Genomic DNA, 17,729 nt, shown 5'->3' on the forward strand with positions numbered 1-17,729 from the left:
CGGCTCAGCCGACCACCTCCGCGTAGATGCGGCGCACGTTCGCGCCCAGAAGCTTGTCGAGTTCGGACGGGCGGAAGCCGCGCTTGCGCAGCTCGTCCCGCACGACGGTCATCCGGTGCGGCCCGTTCAGCCCCTCGAGGTACATGGGCCAGTCCGCGGCCGAGAGCTGGGGGCCCTCCTCCTTCAGCAGGATCCGCAGCTCCTCCTCGGTGTCCGGGATGACGCGGTGGTCGCGGTCGCTGCCGATGCCGACGTGCTCGATCCCGGCGACCTTCACCGCATGGACGATGTGGTCGAAGTAGAAGCCGAGGTTGTCGCGCTTCAGGTCGGTGACGAACCGGCGGATCTGGGTGATGCCGATCACGCCGCCCTTGGCCGCCACCGCCCGCAGGTTCGCGTCGGTGGTGTTGCGCGCATGGTCGCGCAGGTCCTTGCAGGCGGTGTGCGAGATGATCATCGGCCGCCGCGCCGCCGCGATGGCCTCGGCCATGGTCTTCATGCCCGCGTGGGACAGGTCGAGCAGGACGCCCTCGGCCTCCAGCCGAGCGATCAGCTCGCGGCCGTGGGCGGTGAGCCCGACGTCCTGCGGCGCGTAGCAGCCCGACCCCGACAGGTTGGTGTCGTTGTAGGTCAGCTGGATGCTGGTGACCCCGCGGGCCTTCAGGGCCGGCAGCCGGGCCGCATCGCCCTCGACCGGCGTGGAGTTCTGCAGGTTGTAGTAGACGGCCAGCTTGCCCTCGCGCGCCGCGCGTTCGGCGTCGGCGATCCGGCGCGCGCGGATGTAGTGGCGCGGCATGCTGTCGAGATAGCGGTCGTAGAGGTCGAGGTCGGCGTTGGTCTGGGCGTAGGCCTCGGCCGCGGCCACCTTCGGGTCGGTCACCGTCACCGCGATGGCGCGGGTCCCGCTGGCCAGGATCTGGTCCACCAGCTCGGGCGTGTAGACCGTCCGGATCTCGCCAAGGGCGTCGAACACCAGCGGCGGTTTCGGGGCGGCGGCGCGGGCCGCGCCGGCCGCCGTCAACGCCAGCAGGCCGCCCGCCAGAAGGCGGCGACGATCCAGACCCTGCGACATCCTCTCCCCCTGTTTTCCGGCCCGCGCGGCTTGATCCGAGGCGAGAATTCCCGCACCAATCAATCCGCCGGCGAGCTCTTACAATCTGTAAGCGAAACCTCGCTAGTTCTTGACATATTAGTGACCATCTTTTCCTTTTTGGCAAGCGCCTCCCGCTTGTCAGCCCACTTCTGTGCGGCAGCCGAGGTCGGCGCGGGGGGATTCTGCAGATGCGACTTTCCATTTTGGCAATCCGGAGCGCCGCAGCGGGCGTGGCCGCCCTGCTGGCGACGACCGCCTGGGCCGAGCCGTCCGCGGACGGCCGGTTCGATTCGCTCGCCCGGGAGCACTGGGAAGCCTTCATCCAGGAGCGGCCGCTGTTCGCCACGGACGCCGGCGATCCCCGCTACGACGATCGCCTCGAGCGCGTCCGTCCCGAGGACTTCCAGCGCCGCGGCGCCCTGGCGGCCCGCTATCTGGAGCGGCTGCGCGCAATGGATCCCGCCACGCTCGGACCCGAGCGCCGCACGGCGTACCGGGCGCTGGAGCGCGACCTGACGCTGCAGGCCGAGATGGGCTTAAGCCCCGGCGCGCTGCTGCCGCGCCTCTATCCGATCAACTGGCACCAGACGTTCGTCGAGTACGCGCACCGCGTCCGCCTGCAGACTCCCGAGCAGCACCGGACCTATGTCGGAAGGCTCGAGGCCTTCGCGGTGCAGCTCGACGATTTCCGCGTCCTGCTCGAGGCGGGCCTGCGGCGCGGCTACACCCAGCCGTGTGGCAGCCTCGACCACTTCTCGGCCGAACTGCGCGCCGCCCGCAGCCGGACGCCCGAGGAGAGCGGCTATTTCACGCCCCTGCGCGCGCCGGCGGACCTGCCCGCCGCGACCGCGGCCGAGCTGCAAGCGGCGGCGGCCGGAACGATCCGGGAGCGGATCCATCCGGCGCTGGATCGCCTGATCGCCTTCGTGGACGGGCCCTACCGCACCCGCTGCCGCACCAGGGTCGGCCTTTCGGAGGTCCCGGGCGGGGCCGCCTGGTATGCGACCCTCGCGCGCCACTACACCACCACCGACACGCCGGTGGCCGAAATCGAGGCCCTGGGCCTGGCCGAGGTCGCGCGCCTGCGCGGCGAGATGGAAGCGGTCATGCGCGAGACCGGCTTCACCGGCGACTTCCAGGCCTTCGCGGCGATGCTGCGCGAGGATCCGCGCTTCTACGCCACGACCGAGGCCGACTACCTGGCCCGCTCGGCGGTCGTGGCCAAGGCGGCGGACGCGGTCCTGCTGCGCTACTTCCACCCGGAGGACCTGCCGCGGCTGCCGTTCGCGATCGAGCCGATCCCGGCCGAGCTCGCGCCGGGCGCCTCGGCGACCAACTTCTACCCGCCGAACGCCGGCGAGCGGAAACCGGGGATCCTCTACCTCAACACCTACGACCTGAAGGCGCGGCCGCTCTACGAACTGCCCGGCCTGACGCTGCACAACGCCATGCCGGGCCACCACCTGCAGATCGTCCTGCAGCAGGCCATGGCCGACCTGCCGCCGCAGGTGCGCTACGGCGACATGGTCGCCTACACCGAGGGCTGGTCGCTCTACGCCGAGTGGCTCGGCGGCGAGATGGGCCTCTACTCCGATCCCTACGTGCGGTTCGGCCAGCTCAACATGGAGATGTGGCGCGCGCTGCGGCTGGTGGTCGATCCGGGCCTGCACCTGCACGGTTGGACCCGCGAGCAGGCGGTGACCTACATGCTGGAGAACTCGGCCATGTCCCGCCGGGCGATCGAGCACGAGGTCGACCGCTACATCTCCTGGCCGGCGCAGTCGCTGTCCTACCGGCTGGGGGACCTGAAGTTCCGCGAGCTGCGGGCCAGGGCCGAGGCCCGGCTGGGCGAGCGGTTCGACATCCGCGACTTCCACCACGCCGTGCTGGCCACCGGGACGGTCCCGCTGTCGGCCCTCGATGCGGCCGTGGAGGACTGGCTCGCCGCGCAGGAGGCTCCCTAGCGGGAGCCTCTAGGCGGGCTCCCTCGGAGCAGGCTCCGCCATCAGCCGATCGCCCAGCACCATGTAGGTCTGGGTCCTCTCCACGCCGTCGAGCATCTCGATCCCATGCAGTATGCCCTCCAGGTCCTCGTACCGATCGGTCTGCAGTTCGACGAGCACGTCGAACTCGCCGGTCACGGTGCAGACGTAGCGCACCTGCGGGAAGCGCCGGATCACCTCGAGGATCTCGGTGGCTTTCTGCGGATTGCGATTGAGCAGGACGTAGGCCCGGATCGCCGTTCGCGAGAAGCTGGGCTTGAGCTCGACGGTGTAGCGTTCGATCGCCACCTCCTCGAGCTTGCGCAGCATGTTCTGGAGCGTGGGCCGCGAGACGTTGAGGTCGCGGGCCAGGTCCGAGACCGTCCGGCGCGCGTTCTGGCGCAGCAGGTCGAGCAGCTGGTGCTCCTTGCGCGTGAGCGTCGTCATCCGTCCTGTCCGCACCGCCTCTCGGGCCTGGTCCCGGAACGGTGTCACAGCCCCGCCCCAAGGTCATCCGCCCTGCCCGCGCCCTCCGGCGCGCGCCGCCAATCTGCCAATCGCAATGGCAGATTGGCGGCCACTCTGCAAACAGCACCCAAAAAAGTGTCAAATTTCGAGTTGGAGATTCCATGAGCGTGCGTCCCACCTTTTCCGCCGCGCCGGCCGAGCCGGCCGCGACTCAGGCCGTTCGCATCCTGCAGAGCTGGGGGCTCGACGGCCTCGATACGGGCGACCTTGAGGTCCGGAGCCCGATCGACGGGACGCGCCTGGCGCGCCTGGCCTGCGACAGCCCCGAGGACATCGACGCCAAGGTGGGCCGCGCGCAGGCGGCGTTCGAGACCTGGCGGCAGACTCCGGCCCCGGTGCGGGGCGCCTTCGTCCGCGAGCTGGCCGAGGTGCTGCGCGAGCTGAAGTCCGAGCTCGCCGCCCTGGTCACCCTCGAATGCGGCAAGATCCGCAGCGAGGCCGAGGGCGAGGTGCAGGAGATGATCGACATCTGCGACTTCGCCGTCGGGCTGTCGCGGCAGCTCCACGGCCTGACGATCGCGTCCGAGCGCCCGCAGCACAAGATGTTCGAGACCTGGCACCCGATCGGCCCGGTGGGGGTCATCTCGGCCTTCAACTTCCCGGTCGCCGTGTGGTCCTGGAACGCCGCCCTGGCGCTCGTGTGCGGCGACAGCATCGTCTGGAAGCCGTCGGAGAAGACGCCGCTGACCGCCCTGGCCTGCGCCCGCGCCTTCGCCGAGGCGGCGCGCCGGTTCGGCCGCGCCCCCGAAGGCCTGCTGGAGGTCGTGATCGGCCGCGCCGAGGCCGGCGCCCAGCTCGCCGCCGACCGGCGCCTGCCGCTGATCAGCGCCACCGGCAGCACCGCCATGGGCCGCAAGGTGGCGCAGGCCGTCGGCGCCCGGCTCGGCCGCAGCCTGCTGGAACTGGGCGGCAACAACGCCATCGTCCTGACGCCCAGCGCCGACCTCGACCTCGCCGTCCAGGCCATCGCCTTCGGCGCCATCGGCACGGCCGGCCAGCGCTGCACCACGACCCGCCGCCTGTTCGTGCACGAGACCGTCTACGACGAGACCCTGGCCCGGCTGGAGGCGGCCTACGGCCGGGCGCCGGTCGGCGACCCCTTCGAGGCGCAGACCCTGGTCGGGCCCCTGATCGACCGGCAGGCGTTCGAGGGCATGCAGGCGGCCCTGGCCAAGGCGGCCCAGGACGGCGGGCGCGTCGTCGGCGGCGAGCGGGTGCGGGAGGACCTGGGGGCCGAGGCCTACTACGTGCGGCCGGCGCTGGTGGCGCACTCGGGCGCGGAGAACGTCTTCGAGGAGACCTTCGCCCCGATCCTGCACGTGTTCCGCTATCGCGACCTGGAGGACGCCATCCGCCGCAACAACGACGCGCCCCAGGGACTCTCGTCGGCGATCTTCACCACCGACCTGCGCGAGGCCGAGCTGTTCACCTCTGCGACGGGCAGCGACTGCGGCATCGCCAACGTCAACATCGGCACCAGCGGGGCCGAGATCGGCGGGGCGTTCGGGGGCGAGAAGGACACCGGCGGCGGGCGCGAGAGCGGCAGCGACGCCTGGAAGGCCTACATGCGGCGCCAGACCCAGACGACCAACTACGGACGGACGCTGCCGCTGGCGCAGGGCGTGCGGTTCGAGCTCTAGGCCGTCCGCGCCTCCCGGCCCGCGTCGCGATCAGCCGCGTGGGCCGGGCGCCTCGCTCAGAGCGCCCGCGCCAGGGAGGTGAAGTCGCGCGGATCCTGCATGGCCCAGTCGCCCAGCCGCCGGGCCCACCAGCTCTCGCCGCCGTGGGCCAGGGACAGGGCGCGCAGCCGGCGGGTGAGGCGGTGCAGCACGTACTCGTCGCTGACGCCGATGGCGCCGTGGACGGCGTGGGCGATGGCCGCCACCCGGCCGGCGGCCTGGTTGCAGCGGATCTTGGCCGCCGCGGCCCGGCGTTCGGAGACCTCCAGGGGGCCCCCGACGAAGGCCGCCTGGGCCGCCATGCGCGCGGCCATCGCCTCCTCGGCGAGGACCGCGATCTGGTGCTGGACCGCCTGGAAGCGGCCGATCTCGCGGCCGAACTGCTTGCGGGTCAGGGCGTAGTCCGCGGTCAGCGCCTGCACCGCCTGCATCGCCCCGGCCATCTCCCCGGCCGCCAGCGTGGCGGCCAGCGCCCGCGGGACCGGATCGGCCGCCCGCGCCGCCATGGCCTGCAGCACGTCGGGCGCGCCGGCCTTCGCCCCTGTCGCCAGGGCGAGCGGGAAGACCTCCTCCAGCGTGAGGCCGGCGTCGGCGGTCAAGAGGTCCAGGAAGCCGGACTCCTCGAGCGCGGGCCAGGGATCGTCCGCCGGCAGGCTGTCCAGCAGGCGCGCGTACTGTTCGGCGATCAGGTCGCTCATTCGGGTCACCTCAGGCCGAGGCCGCGGGCGATGATCCCGCGCAGGATCTCGCGCGTGCCGCCGCGCAGGGAGAACGTCGGGCACATGCCGGCCACGTATTCCAATGCCGCCAGCAGGTGACCCGGGACCGAGCCCTCGGGCTCGCCCGCCAGATGGTCGGCGATCAGGGCGGGGATCTGCTGTTCGAAGGCGGTCCCCAGGTCCTTCACGACCGAGGCCTCGACCACCGGGCTCTTGCCCGCCGCGAGCATGGCGGTGACCGAGAGCGACATGTTCCGCAGGGCCGAAAGCTCGGCCAGCAGCCGGCCGGCCAGCACGCGCTCGGCGTCGGTGACGTTCCCCCTGCCCCGCACATGGTCCAGCCAGGCGTCCACCAGCACGGTGGAGGAATAGATCCGCTCGGGGCCCGAACGCTCGAAGGCCAGCTCGGCGTTCACCTGCTCCCAGCCGGCGCCCTCGCGGCCCAGCAGCGCGTCCTCGGGCAGGACAACCTCGTCGAAGTGCACCTCCGAGAAGTGCTCGTCGCCCGCGAGGTCGCGGATCGGCCGCGCCGTCACGCCCGGGGCGCGCATGTCGATCAGCATCTGGGACAGCCCGGCCGAGCGGTCCTCGGGCGTCCCGCTGGTGCGCACCAGGGCGATCATGAAGTCGGCCTTGTGGCCGTAGGTCGTCCAGATCTTCGTGCCCGACAGCTTCCAGCCGCCGTCCACCTTCTCGGCGCGGCTCCGCACGCTGGCCAGGTCCGAGCCCGAGTTCGGCTCGCTCATGCCGATGCAGAAGAAGGCCTCGCCGCGGCACACCGCCGGCACGATGCGCTGCTTCTGGGCCTCGGTCCCGTAGCGCAGGATCAGCGGCGCGCTCTGGCGCTCGGCGATCCAGTGGGCGGCCACCGGCGCCCCGGCCGCCAGCAGCTCCTCGATCAGCACGAAGCGGGCGAAGTGGCTGCGCCCGCCCCCGCCGTACGCCTGCGGCAGCGTCAGGCCGACCCAGCCCTTGGCCGCGAGGGCGCGGGTGAATTCGGCGTCGAAGCCCATCCAGGTGCGGGCGCGGGTCGCGGCGGGAACGCCGGCCAGCCGCTCGGCCAGGAAGGCGCGGACGGGGCCGCGCAGCGCCTCGTCCTCGGGCGGAATGGTCGCAAGATCCAGGGTCTCCAGCATCGACGGCGACGCTACGGCCGGATGGCGCCCGGAGCCAATATCGAATTCGGGCAAACCAATATGCCGCCTAGATCGTTTGGGCGGCTTCCCGCGCCGTGGCCGCGAACGCCTGCACGGTGAGGCGGCGCTCCCCCTGCCGGGTCGCCAGGCCGAAGCCGATCTGCAGCGGACGTCCCGCGGCGGTGAGCTCCAGGCAATGGACCCGCCCCTCGGCCGCCCGCCGCATCACCGACGGGACGAAGGCCAGGCCCAGGCCGCTCTCCACCAGGGCGATGAGGGTGTGGATGTTGGCCGCCTCCTCCGCCACCCGCGGCAGGAAGCCCGCCGCCTCGCAGGCCATCAGCGTCTGGGCGCGGATGTTCGGCGCGTGCACCCGGTCGTACATGACGAAGGCCTCGTCCTTCAGGTCCTCCAGCCGGACGCGGCCGGCGGCGGGCGGTCCCCATGCCGGCGGCGCGATCAGCATCAGCGGCTCCTGGGAGAGCGGCTCCAGGGCCACCGAGGCCTCCTGCAGCAGCGGCGTGCGCACGAGGGCGACGTCGAGCTCGCCCGCCTCCAGGCCGCGCAGGCCCTCCAGGCTGGTCGCCTCCTTGAGACTGAGCTCGATGCCCGGATGCTGGGCGTGGAAGCGCGGCACGATGGCGGGCACCAGGCCGTAGGTGGCCGATCCGACGAAGCCGACGCGGACCCGCCCCCGCTCGCCCCGGGCGGTCTGGCGGGCCGCCTGCGCGGCTGCGTCGGCGGCGGCGAGGGCGTCGCGGGCGGGCCCCAGGGCCGCGCGCCCGGCCTCGGTCAGCGTCACGCCGCGGGCGTGCCGCTCGAACAGCGCCGCGCCCAGCTCGTCCTCCAGCTTGCGGATCGACAGGGACAGGGGCGGCTGGGTCATGTTCAGCGCCGCCGCCGCCCGGTGGAAGTTCAGGGTCTCGGCGAGGGTGACGAACTGCCGAAGCTGGCGCAGCTCCACGATATGCCTCCGCTATCGATCATCGACGCAATGATATTGGCCGGAGGCCCACGGGGCCAATAGGGTCGCGCCGCAAAAGGAGGCCCGGGCCCGCATGCTGCCGCTGGAAGGCGTGAGAATCCTGGATCTCGGCGCGGTGCTGATGGCGCCCTATGCGGCCCAGTGGCTGGCCGATTTCGGCGCCGAAGTCATCAAGGTCGAGCCGCCCGCCGGCGACACCACCCGCCGGATCGGGCCGACCGCCGAGCCCGGCATGGCCTCGGTGTTCCTGGGGGCCAACCGCAACAAGAAGAGCATCGTCCTCGACCTGAAGACGCCGGCCGGCCGCGATGCCCTGCTGGCGCTCGTCGACGGCGCCGATGCGCTGCTGCACAACAACCGGCCGCAGAAGATGAAGGCCCTGGGGCTCGGCCCCGAGACGCTGCGGGCGCGCAATCCGCGCCTCGTCTACGCCTGCCTGCACGGCTTCGGGGAGACAGGCCCCTACGGCGGCCGCCCGGCCTACGACGACATCATCCAGGGCATGTGCGGCCTGGCCGACCTGGCGGGCCAGCGGACCGGGGCGCCGGCCTACCTGCCCACGGCGGCCGCCGACAAGACCGCCGGGATGGTCGGCGCGATCGCCATCCTCTCGGCGCTCGTGCGCCAGCAGCGGACCGGCGAAGGCGCCTATGTCGAGGTCCCGATGTTCGAGGCGCTGGTCGCCTACACTGCCGTCGAGCACCTCTACGGCCGCCACTTCGATCCGCCCAAGGGACCCGCCGCCTATCCGCGGGTGATGACGCCCGAACGGCGCCCCTTCGCCACGGCGGACGGCCACATCTGCGCCCTGCCCTACACCGACGCGCACTGGCGGCGGTTCTTCGAGGCGGCCGGGCGGCCCGAGCTGGCCGACGATCCCCGCTTCGACGGCGTGGCCGCCCGCACCGAGAACATCGGCGAACTCTACGCGATCGTGGCCGAGATCCTGGCGACCCGCACGACGGCCGAATGGACGAAAATCCTCGACGGGATCGAGGCGCCGAACGGGCCGGTGAACAGCCTCGACGACCTGATCGCCGACCCGCACCTGGAGGCGGTCGGCCTGTTCGAGACCCTGGAGCAGCCGGACGGGGCGCGGCTGCGCATGACGGGCGTGCCGGTGCTCATCGACGGCGAGCGTCCACCGGTGCGCATGCCGCCGCGGCTGGGCGAACACACCCGCGAGGTGCTGCTCGCCGCCGGGCTCTCGCCGGAGCAGGTCGAGGCCCTGGCCTGACCGCACGAGAGGCCCTGGGGCGCAATTTGCATCCAGTCGTCGCGGCGGAGTCGCCCCATCTCCGTGAAGAGACCCTCGGAACGGATTGCATACTTGAATGCAATCTTGAGTCCCAGCTAAGCTGGCGCCGACAACAAGGAAGGACGCCCATGCCCTCGGAGACCGAGGCCCTGCCCCGCGCCGACGACGTCGACGCCACAGCGCTCGGACGCTGGATGCAAGGCTCCGTCGAGGGCTTCGCCGGACCGCTAGAGGTCCGCCGTTTCGCCGGCGGCCAGTCCAACCCCACCTATCAGCTCGTCACGCCCGACCGCCGGTACGTGCTGCGGCGCAAGCCGCCCGGCGCCCTGCTGGCCTCGGCCCACGCGGTCGATCGCGAGTTCCGGGTGATGCACGCCCTGGGCCGCGCCGGCTACCCCGTCCCGCGGACCTACGCCCTGTGCGAGGACGAGGCCGTCATCGGCTCGATGTTCTACGTCATGGAGATGGTCGAGGGCCGCATCCTCTGGGACGGGCGCCTGCCCGACCATGCGCCCGAGGAAAGGGCCGGAATCTACGAGGCGCAGATCGAGGCGTTGGCCGCCCTGCACAGGCTGGAGCCGCAGGCCGTGGGGCTGGCGGACTTCGGCCGGCCCGGCAACTACTTCGGCCGCCAGGTCGCCCGCTGGACCCGGCAGTACCGCGCCTCGGCCGGGCCGGACTATCCCGAGATGGAACGGTTGATCGAGTGGCTGCCGCAGAGCCTGCCGCCCGAGCGGCCCGCCCGCGTGGTCCACGGCGACTTCCGCCTCGACAACATGGTCCTGCATCCCGACGAGCCGCGGGTCGTCGCGGTTCTGGACTGGGAGCTCTCGACCCTGGGCGATCCGATCGCCGACCTGACCTACTTCCTCATGCACTGGGTGACGCCGGCGCATGAGCGCAATTCGCTGAACGGCCTAGACCTGCCGGCGCTGGGCATCCCCACCCTGGAGCAGGCGCTGGAGCGCTACCTGGAGCTCACCGGCGACCGGATGGCGGTCTCGCTGGACTGGTGCCTGGCCTACAACCTCTTCCGCCTCGCGGCGATCCTGCAGGGCGTGGCGGGACGGGCCCGCGCCGGCGCCGCCAACAACGCCCGCGCCTTCCAGGCCCAGGACCGCGTCGGCCCGCTGGCGACCGCCGCCTGGAGCTTCGCACGCCGCGCCGGAGCCGCAGCATGAGCTGGCCGGCCGCAAGCATCGCCGAGACCCTGGCCCGGCTCACCGCGCCGGGCATGCCGTTCGAGACCGCGCCGGTGGAGGTCCATGGCCGGACGGTCCGCGCCTATGTCCGCGCCAAGCCGCACATGCGCGCGGTGCTCGACGAGAGCCGGCGCTTCGGGGACCGCCCTTATCTGGTGTTCGAGGACGAGCGCCTGTCGTTCGAGACCCACTGGCGCGCCGCCAGCGCCTTCGGCCGCCTGCTGGTCGAGCGGTACGGGATCGCGAAGGGCGACCGGGTCGCCGTGGCGATGCGCAACTTCCCCGAATGGTCGGTCTGCGCCTGGGGCGCGCTGGCCGTCGGGGCGGTGCTGACCCCGCTGAACGCCTGGGAGCCCGGCCCCGTGCTCGCCCGGATGCTGGCGGACAGCGGCGCCAAGGTGGTGGCGGTGGACGCCGAGCGGCTGGAGCGCCTGCGCGGCGAGGCTGTCGACGCCGAGCTGATCCTGGCCCGGGGCGCGGGAGACGCCCCGACGCTCGCGGACCTGATCGGCCCCTACGCGGACCTGCCGGACGCGCCGGCGCCCGATCCCGGCCTGTCGTCCGACGATCCCGCGACGATCTTCTACACCTCCGGCACCACCGGACAGGCCAAGGGCGCCTGGGGCACGCACCGGAACATCGCCACCAATCTCGTGAACACAGGCTTCAGAGCGGCCCGGGCGGCGGTGCGCCGGGGGGATCCGTGGCCGCCGCCTGCCGCCGCGCTTCCCGCTCCCCGTGCGCAGCTCCTGCCCCTGCCCTTCTTCCACGTCACCGGATTCCATTCCGCGCTCGTCCCCGCCATGGCGAACGGCGGGACCCTGGTGCTGATGTACAAGTGGGACGCAGGCCGCGCGCTGGACCTGATCGCGCGGGAGCGCATCCAGGGACTGACGCTGGTGCCCACCCAGGCCTGGCAGCTGGTCGAGGCGGCCGAGGGCTCCGAGGTCGACCTCGGCTGCGTGGACACCGTGGGCTACGGCGGGGCCGCCGCCGCCCCCGAGCTGGCCGAACGGGTCCGCGCCGTCTTCCCGGCCGCCTGGCCCGGCCAGGGCTACGGCGCCACCGAGACCTCGTCCCTCACCGCCGCCAACAGCCACGAGGACATGATGGAACGCCCGGGCAGCGTAGGGATCGCCGCCCCCTGCTGCGACCTGCGCGTCGTGGACGCCGAGGGCAGCGACGTCGCGCCGGGCGAGCCCGGCGAGCTTTGGGTGTCCGGCCCCAACGTGGTGCTCGGCTACTGGAACCAGCCCGAGGCCACCGAGGCGGCCTTCGGCGGCGGCTGGTACCGCACGGGCGACATCGTGCGCCGGGACGCCGAGGGGTTCATCACCCTCCTGGACCGCGCCAAGGACATGCTGATCCGCGGCGGCGAGAACATCTACTGCGTCGAGATCGAGGACGTCCTGATGAGCCATCCGGCGGTCGCCGAAGCCGCCGTGATGGGCGTGCCGGAGCGCGTCCTGGGCGAAGTGGTGGGCGCGGTCGTGCGCCTGCGGGACGGATGGGCCGCGGCGCCGGAGGATCTCAGGCGCCACGCCGCCGCCCGCCTGCCGTCCCACAAGGTCCCGGTGATCCTGCAGCTGCGGGACGCGCCGTTCCCCCGCAACGCCGCCGGCAAGGCGCTGAAGCGCGAGCTCCGGAGCGAGCTGCCGGCAAGGCTCGCCTGACGGAGAGGACGCTCAGAACGCAACCTTGCATCCAAGTTTGCCCGCCGGACACGGGCAGGTGCTGAATTTCGCCAATAATTGCATCCAATAAATTGCGTGCGGTGGGCCGTTGAGCTAGGACTTGGGCAACCGTCACGGAACAGTGCGGAGGGAGGGCGCCGGTGAGCCACGCCTTGGAGAATGCAGACGCCGCAGCCGCCGGTCAGGGCCTGCGCCCGATCCGCGTGGCGGTGATCGGCGCGGGCATGGCCGGCATCCTGGCGGGCGCCAAGCTTCGCGAGCGCGGCGTCGACTGCGTGATCTTCGAGAAGGCGGACCGCGTCGGCGGGACCTGGCGCGAGAACACCTATCCGGGCCTGGCCTGCGACGTGCCGGCCCACTGGTACACCTATTCCTTCGCCCGCAATCCGGAGTGGGACACGCTGCTGGCCGCGGGGCCGGACATCCAGGCCTATTTCGAGCGTGTGGCGCGCGACTACGGCGTGCTTCCGCTCGTCCGCTTCGGCGACGAGGTGGTGAGCCTCCGGTACGTCGACGGCGGCTGGGAGGTCGCCACCGCGTCGGGCCATCGCGACCGGTTCGACGTGGTGATCAGCGCCGCGGGAGTGCTGCACCATCCCAACATCCCCAAGTTCGAGGGGGCGGAGTCCTTCAAGGGGGCCATGTTCCACTCCGCGCGCTGGGATCACAGCACGCCGCTGGACGGGCGCCGCATCGGCGTGATCGGCACCGGTTCGACCGCCGCCCAGCTCACCGCCGCGCTCGTGCCGCGCGCCGAGCGTTTCGACCTCTTCCAGCGCACCGCCCAATGGGTGCTGCCGCGCCCGAACCTGGCCTACACCGACGAGGAGAAGGCAAGGTACCGGGCCGACCCCGCGGCCCTCGAGGCCCTCGTCCAGCAGTACCGCTCCAAGACGATCGACGGCTATGCGACCGCCGTCCTCGACTACGACTCCCCGCAGCTCGCCGAGATCGAGCGCCTGTGCCGGGAGAACCTGGAGACGGTGCGCGATCCCGACCTGCGCCGCCGGCTGACGCCGGACTACCGGGCCGCGTGCAAGCGGTTGGTGATCTCGAGCGAGTTCTACGGCGCGATCCAGCAGCCCAACGCCAACCTCGTCACCGCGCCCATCGCGCGGATCGAGCCGGAAGGCGTGCGGACGGCCGACGGGATCCTGCACGAACTGGACGTCCTGGTGCTCGCCACCGGCTTCCACACGGACCGCTTCATCCGCCCGGCCAAGGTGATCGGCCGTGGCGGCGCCGACCTGGACGCGGTGTGGGGCGACCACCCGGTCGCCTACCTCTCGGTGACGGTGCCGGACTTCCCGAACTTCTTCATGCTGGGCGGGCCGAACAGCCCGGTGGGGAACTTCTCGCTCATCGAGACCTGCGAGTGGCAGCTCGGCTACATCCTGCAGCTGCTCGAGGGCATGCGCCGCGGCGACTACCGCGAGGCGAGCGCCACCCACGAGGCGATGGACCGCTTCGAGGACGAGCGCCGGCGGGCGGCCGAGCGGACCGTGTGGGTGACCGGCTGCAAGAGCTGGTACCTCGACCGGCACGGCGTGCCGGCGTCCTGGACCTTCACCTACGCCCGCTTCGTGGAAGAGATGACCGCGCCGCGGATGGAGGACTTCGAGACACGATGAGGCCGGCCGGTGCGGCCCGCCCTCGTGGCGGCGCTCCGGCGCGATGGACAACCAGGGAGGAGAGGATGGTCACTCGGGAGATGATCGCCAGCGCTCTGCGGCGACTGAACGAGGCGGAGAACAACCGCCCCCAATCCACCGTCGAGGAGACGAGCGCCCGCATCGACAAGCTGATGGCGCCGGACGTCCACGGCTGGCGCAACGGCGTGGCGGTCCCCGACCGCGCGACCGAGCGGGCGGCCGAACGCATCGGCTTCGGGGCGCTGGAGGACTACCACCGCACCATCGAGCACATGATCATCGAACCGCCGATGGCCTCCATCGGCTGGACGATCCGCGGCTCGTACAAGGACCACAAGGTCGTCGCCCCCGGCGCCTCGATCTTCGAGTTCGGCGATGACGGCCTCATCCGCCGCTACTGGATGTACACCAACCCGGCCGACTTCTCGTACCGCGCCGACTACGCCGCGAGCCTCAAGACCTGAGCCGCGCCGCTCCCGACAGGCGGGGGCCGCGCGCCTGGCCCCGCCCCACATCCGACTACGACTGGAGAGACCCGAGATGGCAGTCAGCGTGCTTTTTCCCAAGAGCGGGATGGGCATCACCGAAGGCACGATCGTGAAATGGCTTAAGGCCGTCGGCGACCGCGTCGAGCAGTCCGAGATCATCGCCGAGATCGAGACGGCCAAGACCGTGCTCGAGATCGAGGCGCCGGTGGCCGGCGCGCTGGCGAGCATCCGCTTCCAGGAGGGCGACGAGGTCGAGGTCGAGGCCGAGATCGCCACGATCGAGGAAGGCTGACATGGCGCTCGAGGCGGCCCAGCAGCTGGACCTGTTCGCTCGGATGCTCCGCATCCGACGGTTCGAGGAAGCGCTCATCGCGCATCGGCCGGTGGGGCACCTCAGCATCGGACAGGAAGCGGCCATTGCGGGCGCCTGCCTGGCGCTGCGCGACGACGACTACGTCACCGGCACCCACCGCTCCCACGGCCATCCGATCGGCAAGGGCGCCGAGATCGCCCCGCTGATGGCCGAGATCTTCGGCAAGCGCACCGGCATCTGCCGGGGGCTCGGCGGGTCCATGCACCTGACCGACACCAGCCGCGGCCTGATCGGCGAATCCGCCATCGTCGGCGGCGGCCTGCCGCTGGCCACCGGCGCGGGCCTGAGCATCCAGGTCCGCAAGACCGACCAGGTGAGCCTCTGCTTCTTCGGCGACGGCGCGGCCAACCAGGGCACCTTCGGCGAGAGCCTGAACATGGCCGCCGTCTGGAAGCTGCCGGTCATCTACTTCTGCGAGAACAACGGCTACGCGGTCACGACGCCCGTCGAGAAGTCGCACGGCCAGCCCGACATCGCCCGCCGGGCGAACGGCTACGGCATGCCCGGCGTGATCGTGGACGGCCAGGACGCCGAGGCGGTCTACGACGTGACCCGCGCGGCCGTCACGAGGGCGCGTTCGGGCGCCGGCCCCACCCTCATCGAGGCCAAGACCTATCGCTTCGACGAACACTCCAACCGCCTGGCGATCCCCATCCGCTATCGCAGCGAGGAGGAGATCGAGCACCACCGGACCCAGCGCGACCCCATCACGCTCTATCGCGCGGTGCTGGTCTCGCGCGGGCTGCAGGCCGACGTGGAGGCGATCGAGGCCGAGGTCGCCGAGACCATGGCCGCGGCCGTCGAGTTCGCCAAGGAGAGCCCCGAGCCCGAACTGCAGGACCTGCTGGACTGCATGTACAGCCTTCCCATCCATTTTCCGCCGCGCGGCGAAGGGGTCTTCTGACGTGCGCAACTCGACCCAGAAGCTCACCTACTTGCAGGCGATCATCGAGGCCCAGCGCGAGGAGATGCGGCGCGACGAGCGCGTGATCCTCATGGGCGAGGACATCGCCGTCTACGGCGCCCAGACGCTGTTCGACGAGTTCGACGAGAGCCGGCTGCGCAACACGCCCATCTCGGAGAACAGCTTCACCGGCGTCGGCGTCGGCGCGGCGCTGACGGGCCTGCGGCCGGTCGTGGACCTGACCATCGCCAGCTTCGTCTACCTGGCCTCCGACCAGATCATCAACCAGGCGGCCAAGCTGCGGTTCATGACCGGCGGCCAGCTGAAGGTGCCGCTCGTGGTGCGGACCAACACCTTCTACAACAACAGCACGGCCGCCCAGCACGCGGACCGCCCCTACCCCCTGTTCATGAACGTCCCCGGCCTGAAGGTCGTCGCGCCGGCCACGGCCGCCGACGCCAAGGGCCTGCTGAAGTCGGCCATCCGCGACGACGACCCGGTGATCGTCTTCGAGGACATGAACCTGTGGGCCAAGAAGGGCGAGGTGCCGGTCGACGACGAGTTCCTCGTGCCCATCGGCAAGGCCGACATCAAGCGGCCCGGCTCTGACGTGACGATCGTCTCGATCGCCGGCTGCCTGATCGCCGCCCTGGCCGCCGCCGAGACGCTGAGCCAGGAGGGGATCGAGGCCGAGGTGATCGACCTGCGGACGATCGCGCCGATGGACCGGGAGACCATCCTCGGCTCGGTGGCCCGCACCGGCCGGCTGGTGATCGTGGACAACTCCCACAAGGTGGGCAGCGTGGCCTCGGAGATCGCGGCTGTCGTCGTCGAGGAGGCCTTCGAGAGCCTGCGCAAGCCAATCCGGCGGGTGGCCACGCCCTCGGTGCAGATCCCCTACAACCTGAACCTGGAAAAGCAGCTCTATCCGAACAAGGACCGGGTCGCCGAGGCCGTCCGCAGCCTGCTGTAGACCGCGCCTTGAACCGCACGCGCCCAGGTGTCATTATGGCACCCAAGGAGCGCGCCATGGCCTCGTCATTCGCCACCGTGAAGCTGAACACCCGGCTCGTCGACGCCGCGCGAGAGGAAGCCGAGCTCTTTCACCGCTCCCTCTCGGGCCAGATCGAGCATTGGGCCACGCTCGGCCGGGCGCTGGAGACGGCGCAGGGGGTTTCGCTGGACCGGGTCCGCGCGGCCCTGGCCGGCGGCCTGAAGATCGAGGACCTGTCGGATGTGGAGCAGGACGCGTTCTTCGCGAACCTCGGCGAGGCGTTCGACAATCCGGCGCCGGACCTGAAGGCCGGCTACGCCGCGCTTGGCAGGCAGACCAAGGCGGCCAGGCGCAAGTCCTCCGGGCGCAAGTCCTCCGGGGCCAAGGGGCGCAACGCGGCCTAGGGCGTGGCCGCCCCGCTCTTCCACGTCATCGCCGGGCCGAACGGCGCCGGCAAGACGACCTTCTACGAGCAATGGCTGCGGATCCGGAGCGCGGCCGAATTCGTGAATCCCGACCTGCTCGCCCGCGCCGCCCTCGGCCGTTGGTCGCGCACGCGTGAGGACGCCCAGCTCGGGCAGGACCTTGCCCAGGCGCGGCGGCAGGCCCTGATGGCCGCGGGCGAGAGCCTGGTGACGGAAAGCACCTTCTCCCACCCCTCCAAGCTCGAGCTGCTGGCCGAGGCGAAGCGCGCGGGTTACCGGGTCGCGGTCTATCACCTCAGCGTCAGCGACGCGGACTTCGCCGTCGAGCGGGTCGCGGTCCGCACCGCGCTCGGGGGACATCCCGTTCCGGAGGCGAACATCCGCGGGCGCTACGCACGCAACGGCCCGCTCATCCGGTTGGCCGTCCTTGCGGCCGACTTTGGCCTGGTCTTCGACAACAGCGTCGATGGCCAGCCGCCCCGACAGCTGGCGACGTTCGCCTCCGGCGTCGCCACGCGCGCGGCGGCGGACCTGCCCGGCTGGGCGGAGGCGCTTTACGGGGACGATGTGGAGGCCGTGCGGCTGCCGGCCGCGCCGGGTAGACCCTGAGGCCATAC

Annotated in this window: 17 protein-coding genes; 12 read left to right on the forward strand and 5 right to left on the reverse strand. The window is 71.6% G+C overall.

The window, feature by feature from the left end; translation table 11 throughout:
* Window positions 1-4 precede the first annotated feature (4 nt).
* Window positions 5-1,072, reverse strand: coding sequence for a dipeptidase (locus tag PHZ_RS11615; protein ID WP_012522667.1), 1,068 nt, complete (start codon window positions 1,070-1,072; stop codon window positions 5-7).
* 209 nt (window positions 1,073-1,281) lie between these two features.
* Here PHZ_RS11615 and PHZ_RS11620 point away from each other — a divergent pair, with 209 nt between their 5' ends.
* The gene (locus tag PHZ_RS11620) at window positions 1,282-3,057 is read left to right on the forward strand and encodes a DUF885 domain-containing protein (protein ID WP_012522668.1); all 1,776 of its coding nucleotides are present in this window, start codon (window positions 1,282-1,284) and stop codon (window positions 3,055-3,057) included.
* Between the two features lie 9 nt (window positions 3,058-3,066).
* Here PHZ_RS11620 and PHZ_RS11625 read toward each other — a convergent pair whose 3' ends face one another.
* A complete protein-coding gene (locus tag PHZ_RS11625) occupies window positions 3,067-3,522 on the reverse strand; it encodes an Lrp/AsnC family transcriptional regulator (protein ID WP_012522669.1) in 456 nt (151 codons plus the stop codon).
* Between the two features lie 182 nt (window positions 3,523-3,704).
* On the opposite strand from PHZ_RS11625, the gene amaB reads away from it, so the two are divergent.
* Window positions 3,705-5,243: an L-piperidine-6-carboxylate dehydrogenase gene (gene amaB, locus PHZ_RS11630; RefSeq protein ID WP_083770901.1), complete on the forward strand. Its 1,539-nt coding sequence runs from the start codon at window positions 3,705-3,707 to the stop codon at window positions 5,241-5,243.
* Between the two features lie 56 nt (window positions 5,244-5,299).
* Here amaB and PHZ_RS21695 read toward each other — a convergent pair whose 3' ends face one another.
* The 3 genes from PHZ_RS21695 to PHZ_RS11645 all read right to left on the reverse strand — a co-directional run bounded on the left by PHZ_RS21695 (window position 5,300) and on the right by PHZ_RS11645 (window position 8,101).
* A complete protein-coding gene (locus PHZ_RS21695; protein WP_012522671.1) occupies window positions 5,300-5,980 on the reverse strand; it encodes an acyl-CoA dehydrogenase family protein in 681 nt (226 codons plus the stop codon).
* A gap of 5 nt (window positions 5,981-5,985) precedes the next feature.
* On the reverse strand, window positions 5,986-7,137 hold the full coding sequence (locus PHZ_RS11640) for an acyl-CoA dehydrogenase family protein (protein ID WP_012522672.1): 1,152 nt from the start codon (window positions 7,135-7,137) through the stop codon (window positions 5,986-5,988).
* Between the two features lie 67 nt (window positions 7,138-7,204).
* Window positions 7,205-8,101 (reverse strand): LysR family transcriptional regulator, encoded by an 897-nt coding sequence (locus PHZ_RS11645; protein ID WP_012522673.1) that lies wholly within the window; start codon window positions 8,099-8,101, stop codon window positions 7,205-7,207.
* A 94-nt stretch (window positions 8,102-8,195) separates the two neighbouring features.
* On the opposite strand from PHZ_RS11645, the gene PHZ_RS11650 reads away from it, so the two are divergent.
* From PHZ_RS11650 to PHZ_RS11695, 10 genes are all read left to right on the forward strand, one after another.
* Window positions 8,196-9,359, forward strand: a complete 1,164-nt coding sequence (locus tag PHZ_RS11650; protein ID WP_012522674.1) for a CaiB/BaiF CoA transferase family protein — start codon at window positions 8,196-8,198, stop codon at window positions 9,357-9,359.
* Window positions 9,360-9,508: 149 nt separating this feature from the next.
* Window positions 9,509-10,561 (forward strand): phosphotransferase family protein, encoded by a 1,053-nt coding sequence (locus PHZ_RS11655; RefSeq protein ID WP_012522675.1) that lies wholly within the window; start codon window positions 9,509-9,511, stop codon window positions 10,559-10,561.
* The gene (locus PHZ_RS11660; RefSeq protein ID WP_012522676.1) at window positions 10,558-12,255 is read left to right on the forward strand and encodes a class I adenylate-forming enzyme family protein; all 1,698 of its coding nucleotides are present in this window, start codon (window positions 10,558-10,560) and stop codon (window positions 12,253-12,255) included. Before PHZ_RS11655 ends, PHZ_RS11660 begins: the two co-directional genes overlap by 4 nt.
* 161 nt (window positions 12,256-12,416) lie before the next feature.
* Window positions 12,417-13,907: a flavin-containing monooxygenase gene (locus PHZ_RS11665; RefSeq protein ID WP_201765240.1), complete on the forward strand. Its 1,491-nt coding sequence runs from the start codon at window positions 12,417-12,419 to the stop codon at window positions 13,905-13,907.
* A gap of 65 nt (window positions 13,908-13,972) precedes the next feature.
* The gene (locus PHZ_RS11670; protein WP_041373461.1) at window positions 13,973-14,392 is read left to right on the forward strand and encodes a nuclear transport factor 2 family protein; all 420 of its coding nucleotides are present in this window, start codon (window positions 13,973-13,975) and stop codon (window positions 14,390-14,392) included.
* A gap of 76 nt (window positions 14,393-14,468) precedes the next feature.
* Entirely contained in the window at window positions 14,469-14,708 is a 240-nt protein-coding gene (locus PHZ_RS11675; protein WP_041373462.1) for a biotin/lipoyl-containing protein, read from the forward strand.
* A 1-nt stretch (window position 14,709) separates the two neighbouring features.
* A complete protein-coding gene (locus PHZ_RS11680; protein WP_012522678.1) occupies window positions 14,710-15,693 on the forward strand; it encodes a thiamine pyrophosphate-dependent dehydrogenase E1 component subunit alpha in 984 nt (327 codons plus the stop codon).
* A 1-nt stretch (window position 15,694) separates the two neighbouring features.
* Entirely contained in the window at window positions 15,695-16,666 is a 972-nt protein-coding gene (locus PHZ_RS11685; RefSeq protein WP_012522679.1) for an alpha-ketoacid dehydrogenase subunit beta, read from the forward strand.
* Window positions 16,667-16,722: 56 nt separating this feature from the next.
* Window positions 16,723-17,091 (forward strand): TA system antitoxin ParD family protein, encoded by a 369-nt coding sequence (locus PHZ_RS21700; RefSeq protein WP_012522680.1) that lies wholly within the window; start codon window positions 16,723-16,725, stop codon window positions 17,089-17,091.
* 3 nt (window positions 17,092-17,094) lie between these two features.
* Window positions 17,095-17,721 carry an AAA family ATPase gene (locus tag PHZ_RS11695; RefSeq protein ID WP_012522681.1) on the forward strand — a complete coding sequence of 209 codons (627 nt, stop codon included), beginning with the start codon at window positions 17,095-17,097 and terminating at the stop codon, window positions 17,719-17,721.
* Window positions 17,722-17,729: the final 8 nt, after the last annotated feature.

The organism is Phenylobacterium zucineum HLK1 (genome assembly GCF_000017265.1).
Classification (GTDB): Bacteria; Pseudomonadota; Alphaproteobacteria; order Caulobacterales; family Caulobacteraceae; genus Phenylobacterium; species Phenylobacterium zucineum.